This is a genomic window from Lentibacillus jeotgali (assembly GCF_000224785.1).
In the GTDB taxonomy this organism is placed as follows: domain Bacteria; phylum Bacillota; class Bacilli; order Bacillales; family Amphibacillaceae; genus Lentibacillus; species Lentibacillus jeotgali.
In genome coordinates, this window is record NZ_AGAV01000022.1 from 25,327 (window position 1) to 37,772 (window position 12,446).

Annotated in this window: 11 protein-coding genes and 1 riboswitch; of the genes, 8 read left to right on the plus strand and 3 right to left on the minus strand. The window is 41.4% G+C overall.

Annotated elements, in window-relative coordinates:
* Positions 1–4: 4 nt before the first annotated feature.
* Positions 5–1,504, plus strand: coding sequence for a BCCT family transporter (locus ON01_RS16820; protein ID WP_010532184.1), 1,500 nt, complete (start codon positions 5–7; stop codon positions 1,502–1,504).
* Positions 1,505–1,551: 47 nt separating this feature from the next.
* On the opposite strand, the gene ON01_RS16825 is transcribed toward ON01_RS16820, so the two are convergent.
* The 3 genes from ON01_RS16825 to ON01_RS16835 all read right to left on the minus strand — a co-directional run bounded on the left by ON01_RS16825 (position 1,552) and on the right by ON01_RS16835 (position 5,044).
* Positions 1,552–2,130 carry a YitT family protein gene (locus ON01_RS16825; protein ID WP_010532185.1) on the minus strand — a complete coding sequence of 193 codons (579 nt, stop codon included), beginning with the start codon at positions 2,128–2,130 and terminating at the stop codon, positions 1,552–1,554.
* Positions 2,131–2,517: 387 nt separating this feature from the next.
* Positions 2,518–3,822 (minus strand): hemolysin family protein, encoded by a 1,305-nt coding sequence (locus tag ON01_RS16830; RefSeq protein ID WP_010532186.1) that lies wholly within the window; start codon positions 3,820–3,822, stop codon positions 2,518–2,520.
* Between the two features lie 238 nt (positions 3,823–4,060).
* Positions 4,061–5,044 (minus strand): sodium:calcium antiporter, encoded by a 984-nt coding sequence (locus ON01_RS16835; protein ID WP_010532187.1) that lies wholly within the window; start codon positions 5,042–5,044, stop codon positions 4,061–4,063.
* 224 nt (positions 5,045–5,268) lie between these two features.
* A riboswitch (guanidine-I (ykkC/yxkD leader) is annotated at positions 5,269–5,361 on the plus strand.
* Between the two features lie 68 nt (positions 5,362–5,429).
* On the opposite strand from ON01_RS16835, the gene ON01_RS16840 reads away from it, so the two are divergent.
* From ON01_RS16840 to ON01_RS16870, 7 genes are all read left to right on the plus strand, one after another.
* Positions 5,430–5,768, plus strand: coding sequence for a DMT family transporter (locus tag ON01_RS16840; RefSeq protein WP_010532188.1), 339 nt, complete (start codon positions 5,430–5,432; stop codon positions 5,766–5,768).
* Positions 5,765–6,079: a DMT family transporter gene (locus ON01_RS16845; protein WP_010532189.1), complete on the plus strand. Its 315-nt coding sequence runs from the start codon at positions 5,765–5,767 to the stop codon at positions 6,077–6,079. The genes ON01_RS16840 and ON01_RS16845 overlap by 4 nt, the downstream gene beginning before the upstream one ends.
* Before the next feature lie 77 nt (positions 6,080–6,156).
* Entirely contained in the window at positions 6,157–6,960 is an 804-nt protein-coding gene (locus tag ON01_RS16850; RefSeq protein WP_010532190.1) for a VLRF1 family aeRF1-type release factor, read from the plus strand.
* 329 nt (positions 6,961–7,289) lie between these two features.
* Positions 7,290–7,685 (plus strand): sporulation protein, encoded by a 396-nt coding sequence (locus tag ON01_RS16855; RefSeq protein ID WP_010532191.1) that lies wholly within the window; start codon positions 7,290–7,292, stop codon positions 7,683–7,685.
* Positions 7,686–8,122: 437 nt separating this feature from the next.
* Complete coding sequence (locus ON01_RS16860) at positions 8,123–9,466, plus strand: DUF2252 domain-containing protein (RefSeq protein ID WP_010532192.1); 1,344 nt, start codon at positions 8,123–8,125, stop codon at positions 9,464–9,466.
* Between the two features lie 547 nt (positions 9,467–10,013).
* On the plus strand, positions 10,014–10,592 hold the full coding sequence (locus tag ON01_RS16865) for a pyridoxamine 5'-phosphate oxidase family protein (RefSeq protein WP_010532193.1): 579 nt from the start codon (positions 10,014–10,016) through the stop codon (positions 10,590–10,592).
* A 382-nt stretch (positions 10,593–10,974) separates the two neighbouring features.
* Positions 10,975–12,399: an aldehyde dehydrogenase family protein gene (locus ON01_RS16870; RefSeq protein ID WP_010532194.1), complete on the plus strand. Its 1,425-nt coding sequence runs from the start codon at positions 10,975–10,977 to the stop codon at positions 12,397–12,399.
* Positions 12,400–12,446 lie beyond the last annotated feature (47 nt).

Consider the following 12,446-nt stretch of genomic DNA (forward strand, 5'->3'; position numbering starts at 1 on the left):
TGTTATGGAGAAGCATACATACAAAAACCCGGTGTTTTTCGTATCTGCTATTATCGTTACATTGTTAGTTTTGGCAGGGGCAATTTATACCGATGCATTTAATAATGTAGCCAACACCCTGTTTAATTTTACCACTTTTAATTTCGGTTGGCTTTACTTGATGGCAGTATTCATTTTTGTATTGTTTCTGGTGGTTCTGTCGATCACAAAGTACGGAAAGCTGCGGCTTGGGCCAAAGGATTCCCGTCCTGAGTATCCATTCTTCACTTGGATTGGGATGCTTTTTTCCGCAGGATTTGGTGCAGGCCTGGTATTCTGGGGCGTGGCGGAGCCGATGAGTCATTTTTTTGAAACCCCTTTTAGCGACATAGAAGCTCAGACAGAAGAAGGTGCTCGGGTAGCAATGGGCTATGCCTTTTTTCATTGGGGTGTGAGCCAGTGGTCTGTATTTGCTGTTGTTGGTTTGATTATAGCATTTTTGCAGTTTAAAAAAGATAAGAAAGGCCTGATTTCAACAGCAATCGCACCAGTTGTCGGGAGAAACAGAGCATTAGGCGGAACGATTGATACCCTGGCTGTCATTGCGACAGTCATGGGTGTTGCAACGTCACTCGGGCTGGGAATTTCCCAAATGAATGGCGGTTTAAAAAGTGTGTTTGGTCTGCCGAATTCCATTTGGATTCAAATGGTTATTGCAGGTGTCATGCTGGTAATTTACCTGCTTTCATCAAGCACGGGTCTGAATAGAGGAATTAAATGGCTGAGCAATTTGAATCTTGGCTTATGTTTGTTATTACTCGCTTTTGTCTTTGTGGCTGGTCCGACCGTATTCATTCTGGATACGTTTGTGTTAGGGTTAGGCGACTATATAACAAATTTTGTGCACTATAGCTTACGTTTGACACCTTATTCGGGTGAGACGTGGGTTACCGAGTGGACGGTATTCTATTGGGCATGGTCCACAGCATGGTCACCGTTTGTTGGCGCCTTCGTTGCTCGGGTTTCAAGAGGCAGAACCATCCGTGAGTTCGTTTTTGGTGTACTGGTTGTACCACCGGCGATTGCTTGCTTGTGGATTGCTGCATTTGGCGGTACGGCGATTTACAGTGATTTATTCAATGGAACGAAAATTGCTGAAGCGGTAAATGCTGACATGACTGTCGCATTGTTTCAATCATTCAGCGGGTTACCGCTTCCAAACGTGTTATCACTTCTGGCTATTTTCCTGATTTTCACGTTCCTGGTAACGTCAGCAGACTCAGCAACTTATATATTGGGAAGTATGACATCCAAAGGCAGTCTGAACCCGGCACTGACCGTGAAAATCGTTTGGGGTATACTGATTACAGCTAGTGCTGTGGTGCTTTTGTTTGCAGGCGGTTTAAATGCCTTACAGACTGCGTCGCTTACATCTGCACTGCCATTTACCGTTATTTTACTGCTGATAGTTGTGGCGTTTGTCCGAATGGTTAAAAAAGAAACGGTACCGAAAAAAGAAGAGTAATAACGTGTCACTTTATCAGTGGGGGCTTCTTTAGTCCCCGCTGATTTTTAGTTCTGCTCAGAAAATGTTCCGGTGATGAAGAAAGTTGTCAGTCCAACCATCCCCACCATTAAACCAGAATAAATGAGGGTTGTCTCCTGAATAATAAACCAACCAAATAGTACCACAATACTATCAATTACCAGTATGATAAGTCCGACATTCATTGAAACAATTTTTGAAAGCATCAATGCCAGCAGGTCAACGCCCCCGGTACTAACTTTTGTCAGCAGCATGAGACCTATTCCAGTTCCCAGCAATAAACCTCCTGTAACGGAGCTGATTAAGATCGGCGGTGTATGCAAAGTCATCAAAGGCCGAAAATAATCAATGAATAATGCCGTAACTAATAAACCATGAACACCATTATAGAAATACGTACGAAAATGAAACCAGGCGTAAATGTACAATGGCAGACTCAGTATGATAATAGTCAAGCCCGGTTTCAGGCCTAGTGTATATTTGGCAATAAGCCCCAGACCTATCACGCCGCCATCTACCAGGTGATTCGGAATAATAAAATAGTTGATGCCAATTGCAATAAGGATACTGCCGGCCAGAACTGATGCTGTTTTTTTTAGCAACATATCACCACACTATTAAACTTGTCCCAAAATTAGGGGAAAAGTTCCACTAATTGAAGTTTCACTCTATAAAAGATATGTCCAACCGAAGAAGTTTATCCATGGAAATTTGTTGGGAAGAAAAGAATGCTGTGATTATTGCTATTATCAAATTATTTGGACAAATAAATCATCTATAGGAGGTAAGTTATGGATAGCATTTTAAGTGGACTGTGAATATGCATCAACAGTGAAGGCAGTTTGGGACAGTAGATAACGTAACGCGAATCCACTATAAGAGAGAAGTGGATTCGCGTTAATCATTGTGATTGATTATCTGCGGGTATACACACATTGCATAAGCTTGGGGGAAATTATCGGGAACTTTTCAAAAATGACTAATTAAAGGAGTCATTCACTTCCATCTGAATCTTTTTCCGGGTTTTCCTTTGTGACGATAACTTCTTCAATTCGTTTTTCTGTCGTCTGCTTCACTTTAAAACGAACGCCATTATAACTGAATTCGGGCTCTTCCCCTTCATCCGGAAAATATCCGATGTGGCCAATTAAGAATCCGTTTACCGTTTCATATTCATCTGTAGGTAATTTTACTTCCAGTAAATCTTCAATCTCATGAAGATGAGCCGTACCTGAAATAGAATATTTATGATCGTCAATCTTTCTGAATTCGTCAACGGACGCTCCCGGACCTTCGTTTTCACTCAGTATTTCACCTACGATTTCCTCAATCGTATCTTCAATGGTTACCAGACCTTCTGTTCCACCATATTCATCAAGAACAATGGCAATATGAATGTTGTCTTTTTGCATATCCTTGAATAAATTATTCAAATTTTGTGTCTCCAGGACAAAATATGGTTTTCGAACCATCTGCCTTAGATCAAACATCTCTTTATCCCTATCTTCAAGGAATTGAATTAGATCTTTGGTATGGAAAACACCGATAATATTGTCAATATCCCCTTCATATACAGGAAATCTTGTATATCTTTCCTGATTTACCCTTTGAACCGTTTCCTTTAAGTTGGTATCAACGGGAATCATGGATATATCCGTACGGTGTGTGATAATGTCGGAAACCCTTTTATCATTAAATTCAAAGACATTATTGATCATCAACTTCTCGTCCAACTCAATATTGCCTTTGTCTCCGCCGGTATCTACCATCATTCGTATTTCTTCCTCAGTTGCCTCTTCATTATCTGCATGAGGGTCAACACCGAACAAGCGTACAACGGCATTTGTCGAAAGAGACAAAAGTTTAACGACCGGCAGTGTAATTTTGAATACCAGCGTAAGAGGTGAAGCAATGAATTTTGATAATGCCTCTGCTTTTTGCAGTGCAATCTGCTTCGGGACGAGCTCACCGAATACGAGGGTGAAATACGAGAGAATGATTGTAATCATAACAACTGATATCGTTTGAAGTACCGACTGTGACAGCGGGACACCCAGGTTATACAGTGCCTCTGACACGGGTTTGGCAAAGAAGTCAGCTGCAAAGGCACTTGCTAAAAACCCGGATAATGTTACCCCTATTTGAATGGTGGAAAGAAAACGGCTTGGTTCGGAGATCAGATTATAAAGCTTTTGTGACTTTGGATCTCCCTCGTCAGCCTGGCGCTTCACCTTATTCTCATTCAACGAGACCAGCACCAGTTCAGCTCCAGCAAAAAAGGCATTCAAAAAAATCATCAAGACTAGAACTCCAATAGCAACTAACAATTAAACTTGCACTCCTTTTATTTAAAAAATCAATACGTTCATAACGCGCAGTAGTGTTGTTTATAATCGTAACAAAAATCTGACTCAAAAGACATCGCAACACCCTGGCACCGTCACCATTGTCAAAATGGGCGAGGATGGCAACCAAATGTAAGACGTCATATATATTTTGCGATTAAATGTCGTTCATTATCACTATGACGAACAATCATCTGTTAAAGATCAGATACTGCACGACAAAGTAACCGATAACCGTTATGACGGAAGGTAAGCTGTATGCCGCGAGAGATGTTGAGCGCTGTCGCAGAAAGGCCCAAATGACCATCACGATAAGCAAAGACCCCCCAAATGCTGATACCAAGTGTGAGCCGGATGCGTCTGCTAAAATTGATCCTCCCTGATAAACAACATCTGAAATCGCCAATATGATCATATTGAATGAATTGCTTCCGAGGATTGCCCCGACAGCCAAATTGACATTTTTTAACCGGAGTGCCGAAAAGACAGAAACGGCTTCCGGAAGTGAGGTGGTCGCCGCAATCAGGAAACTTCCGATGAAGCTGGAACCCAATCCGGTTACAACAGCTATCTGGTCACCTGTTACCGAGAGAAGCGTCCCTGCCCCCAAAATAAAAATTGCCGCAATAATGAAACCGATAATCGCATGTTTAACAGAGACCGACTTCTTTTCGTCGGTTGTCTCTTTTGCTTTTTCTTCACTGACCGAGGGTGATGGCGTTTTACTGATTACGATCAATCCGACAATATAGGCAGCCAAAATCAGTAATGAATCCGCACCGATTCCCAGAAGGGTGTAGTCAATCCGAAGCACAAGTGCCACAGATACAAGGATCATCAATAGCAGCCCCAAAAATGCGGTATACTTATGGTTGCTGCTTGCCAAATCAAACAACTTATGTTTTCTATAGTACAAGTCAAACGCTGCAATAATGAATACATTAAAAACATTGGATCCAAGCATGTTCCCGACTGCTATATCAATATTATCAATTAACACTGCAGAGAAGCTTGTCGTAACTTCGGGCAGTGAAGTGGCGCCTGCCAACAGAATGGTTCCGACCATCATTCCGCCCATTGCTGTTTTTTCACTTATCACGTCTGCATACTCAGATAATTTCATTGCAGTATATACTGTTACTGCGGCTGCAAGAAAAAACCATACAAATACCAAACTAACAACTCCTTGTATATTGGACAGTTCATATCTTTAGAATACCCTAAAATGAATATGTTAAAGATAGGTCGTAACGTTATGTCATGGAATTGTCACGATATTTGGTGAAATTAGTCGATTTACTGCTGGAATCGGCGGTAAACGTATAAAAGTAGCATGTTAGTAAAAGGAAAACTTGCCGCCCTTGACTGAATTCAGATGTTCGTATATAGTGTGAGTAATATAAAGTTTTCTAGGGTTCCGCAGCAGCTGCTGGTCTGGTCCGAGAGAAAACGCACGAAATGTGTACACGGCGGGATAAAAGCCCGGGAGGATATCTGAATGCTGGATATCTTCCCGGGCTTTTCGCTTTAATTACAAGTCAGAATCAGAGGTGATAATAGTGAACAAGAGCTGGAATATTTTGTTTTTGGCCGGATTGTTTGAAATCGGCTGGGTTGTCGGGCTGAAACATGCTGACAGTGTCATGACCTGGATTTTGACAGCGATTGCCATTTATTTAAGTATGCATTTACTCATACTTGCATCCCAAAAGCTTCCGGTGGGGACAGCGTATGCCGTGTTTGCCGGGATGGGGGCAACAGGAACCGTCATTCTGGAAATTGTTGTGTTTGGTGAACCCTTTCGTTTAGTTAAAATTCTTCTCATTTTATTATTGTTAGGTGGCGTCATCGGGCTGAAACTCGTTACGGAGGAAGAGGCAGGTGAGCGGGAGTCATGAGTTGGATTTATTTAGTCATTGCCGGAGTTGGCGAAATTCTTGGCGTGATGGGTATTAATAAAGTAAATGAACAAAAAAGCATCCTCTCGTTTACGTGGCTGATTGGCGGCTTTCTGTTTAGCTTTCTATTTTTGACACTGGCTATGGAAGAATTGCCGATGGGGACCGCTTATGCGATATGGACGGGAATTGGTACAGCAGGCAGTGCGATCGCCGGGATGATTTTTTATAATGAGTCAACGGACTGGCGCCGTATTTTGTTCATCGGCATGATTATTTCGGCGGCTGTGGGTCTGAAGCTGATTACCTGAGATGTTTAGCTGACGCACTATATGGATAAACACGTATTAGGAAATCGAAATAATCTTTAAGGGAGTGCCGATATCCAATGAGTTTGCGTCAACAGATTAAACAGCTGGAAAACGTTAAAAAAGAGCAGGACAATAAAGTTCTGTCGATGTATTTAAACACAGACCCATCTGACCCTGAACAGCAGGCCGGTGAGTGGAAAATTCATCTAAAAAATGGTTTAAGAAATTTCGAAAGCTATTTGGAGGAAGATAATAACAAAGAAGAACTGAAAAACTTTCAGCTCGTTAAGCAAAAGGTCGAAAAGTTTGTTCACGGCAATGAACAGCATTTCCGCAAAGGTATTATTTTATTTGCATCCGCAGACGAAGAGGTTTGGTTTGCGGATCGCTTCCAGATGCCCGTAAGAACTGAATTTTTCTGGGAAGAGGAGCCAAAGCTCGAACAATTGAAGGAGCTGCTTGAAACTTATCCGAAATCAGGTATCATCCTAGTACAGAAAAATATAATCAAATTGATTGAAGCACACTTAAATGAAATTCTGGATAGCGAATATTATGAGCTTGATATCGATACCGAAAAATGGCGTCAATTTTCCGGTCCGCACCAGGCACAGGCCTCAATGGGATCCGGGGGCAAAAGTCTGCAGCAGGATAAGTTTAACGCCCGTTATGAAGCGAATAAACAACGCTGGTATAAAAATATTGCCCCTAAACTAGATAAGAAAGCCAAAGAGCAGGAATGGGAGAAAATTTATGTCGTCGGTGAACCGGATGATGCTTCCGAGCTGGAAAACGAAATGAACAAGCCGGTTACGGAACTGATTCAGAAAAACCTACTGGACCATGAAGAATCAAAGGTGCTGGAAGAGATTTTTGGCTAATTGCCAGCCAAGCGAGTGAACTTCAAACAGTGGGGCGTCTCCCCCACTGTTTGTCAGTTAAGCCGGATCGAACATTTCCATTTAAGGTCACTTTACCGCCGTAGTTTGGAAAGTTTACTGCCGTTACATGAGGGATAAAGGGGGCTTCCTTTTGAGTAATGGGTTCATTTTTGGGGAAAGAAAATACAATATAACAATTTAGGGATACAATCACAAGTGATTTTAGTATCCTTTTTTTAATGATAAATCGGGTTTATCTTTGTTTAACATTAGAAAAATCAGCAAAACTAGCAATCATTTTAGCAGGTGTGCATGATTTATAGACTGGAATGGACGTGCCAAACGCAATCGACCCAAAAGACAGAGACTTTATCAAAGTTGAGCCGCACCGGAATATGAATACCGTATTGGAGGCTTTGACAAATGAACTTGGAATACGTATGCGTAAAGTGGAAATGGAGTACTCCAGACGTCATCGCTATGTTCAAGAGTTTGAGTTCATGCCGGGTAGCGATTTCCACCGTGATTTGGATGAATTGGAAGCAAGCAGAGTTGAACTTATCCTTCAGATTGACCGACGTGCTAAAGGACTGGGCGGACTGTTTTCAGAAGCACTGGAAATGGATGAAGATTTTGTACGTGTTTCATTCACAGATGCAGAAATCAACCAAGGTGTCCATTCAGTAGCAGACAAGCTAAGGATAACGATTCAGCAGTTCACTTAAGAAAGCAACACCCCGCAGGCTTTTGACTTGCGGGTTAAATTCTTTTAAGGGGGCGGTGGGATGAACATCTCGATTAAAATTGCTTTATCATATCTATTAATACCGTAAATATTTCTATATATTTTACCTGTAATTCTTATGCTAATCACCATTGTTTATGCTGCAGAAAATATTAACAAAATAGAAACGATAAGCGGTTAAAAGAATCAATAATCGGGTGCTAATCAGGAATAAAGATTAGAACAATACTCCATCCTAGGTGCAAGAAACGGTGCATCGGGCAGAGTAGAAGCATAAAAATATAATTCTTTAACAAGAAAGAAAAGTGGGAATTCATGAGACCCCACATCATCGTGGTACAGTCATCGTATCACCTGAAATTTGCTATAAGGTGTAAAATAGGTGATGTGAACATTTTGTATGAATGGAGGAACAGAATGGAGCCAACAAAGATCGAACGTATTGAATCCACACGGCGGTATTTGCGAAAACATGCAATTAAGACGATTTTAAACGAATACGACAGCGAGATTCTCGGTTTAAGCATTGAAAATCAGAAAGAGAAGTACCAAAAGATGACCAGCAGCCCGTTTCAATTTTACCGAGGTAGCGCGTATTTGTTCTACTATGATGTCTTGCGCATGCCGATTTCCTTTCACACCCCGGCGGACAAGCCGACGTGGCTGCAAGGAGACCTGCATTTTGAAAATTTCAGTGCCTTCATGAACAAAAAAGGTGACATGGTTTTCGATACGGATGATTTTGACGAAGGCTATTTGGGATCGTATTTACACGATGTGCTGCGGATGACAGCAAGCATTGCCTTGTTTGCCGAGGAACTTAATTACAACGAAAACGAACAAAAAAGTTTAATTCGCACGTTTTTACAAACTTATTATGAGCAAATTAAGGATTTTGCTGAAGATAACGCGGACCCGGGCACACTTATGTTTAATGATGCCAATACAGCTGGCCCGGTTCAGCATGCTTTACAATCGTTAAAAACAAAAGAACGAGAAGAAGTTCTTGAGGAGGTCACAACCTTAGACAGCGAGCAGCGGCAGTTTGTGCGTTCGGAACAGCTGGAATCACTTAACGAAGAAGAGCGCGTAGCTTTGGAAAATGCATGGCCGGAATATATCGCTTCGATTGATGCGGAAAATGAACAACAAAAAGGCTTTTTCCACATCAAAGACGTTGTGAAAAAACATGGAGCGGGCACAGGTTCAATCGGTCTTTCACGTTATTATATTCTCATTGAAGGGAAAAAAGACGGAAAGCAACGTGATGATATTGTGCTGGAAGCAAAAGAAGCGCGTACGCCGGTTCCTGCACATTTCCTTTCATATGACGAATTGTTTACCGAGGACAAAGCTCACCATGGCAGGCGCGTGATTACAACACAAAAGGCCATGCACTATTTGGAGGATCCATTCTTGGGTTATTTAACCATTGGAGACCACCATTTTTACGTTAGGGAAAACTCACCTTTTGACGAAAGTGTCGATCAAGAGGAATTGACCGAAACAAAAGGAATGAACGACACTGTAGAAGTAATGGGTAAAATAACAGCAAAGATCCATGCGCGCGCGGATGCTGACGCTGATGAAATTCCGCTTTCCTATGAGAGTGAAGAAGAAATTTTAAAGGCGATAGGTGATGATTTTAATCATTTCTTATCCGAAGTCGTAGTATGGTCGATGTTTTACAAAAACCAGGTAAATCAGGACTATCTATTGTTTTGTGAATGGTGTCGGGATGAATTTGATATCGAAATTTAGAAAAAATCGGGATTAACCGTTTCTGCGGTTCCCGACTGTTTCAGTTGCCCCTTATAACAAACCAGTATTTTTCAAATATTCATTCGTAGTTATACTACTAATTTTCCAAGTACTTGGTAATATAGCAAAAGCAACAATAACGTGTTATATCAAATAAACGAATCAAATCAAATCAACACCTGGGAATGACAAAACTGTTACGCTCCGTTGTATGTATTGCAATAATTATGGTTGTTATATCCAAAATGACTATTCTTCTACGATAGTAATCACCTCCCTCCCTGGGAAGTCTCCCACCGAAGACTACCGACGAGCGACAGTGCTGCCAACCCCTCATGCGAAGCCAGTCTATTGTATTTTATTAAGATATTTATACAGCTTCTATAAAACTGATCATATTACCAATTATATTAAGTTTATTGTTAAGCTAACGGGCACTTATCTCTAATAAGACTACTTAATTCTGAATAAGACCTAGAAAATGTTTAGGAGATATTACTGTGATAAAATAGTGGTGATAAATGCTGCATGAAAGGGTTGAACTAAATTGGCCGGGCAACACGGAGAGCATTTACTACAAGAACAATATGGAACAATGAAGAAAGCTGCTGCTTTTTATGATAAACAAATGCTTGATCACCTTAACAGTGTTATGAAATGGTTTATATCTCAGCAAGATATGATGTTTATATCAACCGCTGATGGTCGTGGAAAATGTGATTCATCTTTCCGGGCAGGGGCACTTGGTTTTGTACGGGTTATTAATGAAAGAACACTGATGTATCCCGAATACAAAGGGAATGGTGTGATGGCAAGCTTGGGAAACATTGTTGAAAATCCGCATATTGGGTTAATGTTTATAGATTTTATTGAAAATCAAATTGGATTACATGTTAATGGTAAAGCTTCGATTTTGGAAAACCACCAATTAACTTTACTAGATATTCCAGATGAGACTATAACCACTATTCAAGAGAAAGAAGGAAAAAAAGCTGAACGATGGGTTGTTATCGAAGTGGAAGAAGCCTATATTCATTGTTCAAAACATATACCAAAGCTACAAAAGCTCAATAAAGAAAAACAAAAGGGTGGAGATTTTTTTAAAGTAAGGCAAGATAATAATTAAGAAAGATGCTTAAAGCTGAAGAGTGTGATCTGACATAAGAGCTGCACTCTTTCTTTTTGTGAATAGCAGGTATTTCACGTGGGTTCGTCCCCCCTTGGGAGGTTTTCACCTTCAAATATGCCAAGTCATTAAACAATACCAGCTAACAGTAAAAACTATTCAAGAAACGGGCACAAAAGTTGAATAGGGTGCAGAGGCGGTGAAGAATAAATACTATCTCATACTAACATCCCGAAGGATATCATGAGCGTTAGCGCACTAACAATGTCCATGTGGAATGTTTTTAAGAATTTGTTTGCCAACAATATCCGATGCTTTGTTTTTTAAAGCAATGTAACGGGTATACAGTGGATAGAAATAATTAAAAGGGAGCTATGTCTAAATGCGTGATTATCTCAAACACTATATTAATGGCGAATGGGTTGAATCTACCGGTTCAGAGACGATGGAAGTTATCAACCCTGCGACAGAAGAAGTCATGGGACATATCAGTCTGGGAACGCAGGAGGATTTGGATAGAGCTGTCAGGGCAGCACGAGATGCTTTCCCGTCTTTTTCACAAACATCGAAAGAGTATCGGATAGAATTGTTGGAAAAAATTGCAGATGAATATGAAAAACGAAAGGATGACTTGATAAAAGTTATCACAGAAGAGTTGGGCGCGCCACTTAACCTCTCAGAAAAGGTGCACTATATGATGGGGTATTCCCATTTTAAACAAGCGGCCGAGGAGCTTCGGCACTTTTCGTTTACTGAAAAACGCGACAAATCAACGATCGTAAAAGAAGCGATTGGTGTCAGTGGCTTGATTACACCTTGGAACTTTCCTACTAATCAGACGTCAACTAAGATTGCGAGTGCGTTCGCGGCAGGCAGCACCGTCATATTAAAACCAGCAGAAATCACCCCTTACGCAGCGATGATTCTTGCGGATATTTTTGAAGCTGCAGGTCTTCCCAAAGGGGTATTTAACCTCGTTAACGGTACGGGTGAAGGAGTTGGCAATGCTATCAGTTCACACCCGGACATTGATTTTGTTTCCTATACAGGTTCCGGTGTTGCCGGACGTAAAGTGATGGAGAACGCGGCGAAAGATATTAAGAAGGTTGCACTTGAATTGGGTGGCAAATCACCGATGATTGTATTGGAAGATGCCGATGTTCAAAAAGCGGCGAAAATTGCTGTTGCAAATATCTCGAATAATACTGGCCAAGTTTGTACGGCAGCTACCCGCGTCCTTGTGCCGAAGACGATAAAACCGCAATTCGAAGAGGAAGTCAAAGCCGCTGTAGAAAAATTGACTGTTGGTGACCCCGAACAAGACAATAAGGTTGGTCCGCTTGTAGCGGAAAAACAATGGGATCGTGTTCAGGGCTACATTCAAACAGGCATGGATGAAGGTGCTAAAGTTCTCATCGGTGGTGTAGGTAAGCCTGAGGGATTGAAGCAAGGGTATTTTGCAATGCCAACCGTATTCACGGATGTCAGCAATGATATGACGATCGCCCAGGAGGAAATTTTCGGGCCGGTAACGACAATAATCCCGTACGATACGCTAGATGAAGCGATTGAAATCGCAAACGATACTATCTATGGACTTGCGGGTTACGTAGTCGGCGAGGATCCTGACACATTACAAAAAGCAGCATCAGGTATCCGCGCTGGTCAGATCAGGGTTAATTCGGCCCCAACCGATTTCTCCGCACCGTTTGGCGGATTCAAACAATCCGGTATCGGCCGCGAATGGGGTGATTTTGGAATTGAGGAATACCTTGAGCCAAAAGCCATAATGGGGATTTCATCATAACAAATTTTGAAAGGACCGGGCCGATGAGTGCCCGGTCTTTTTAATTC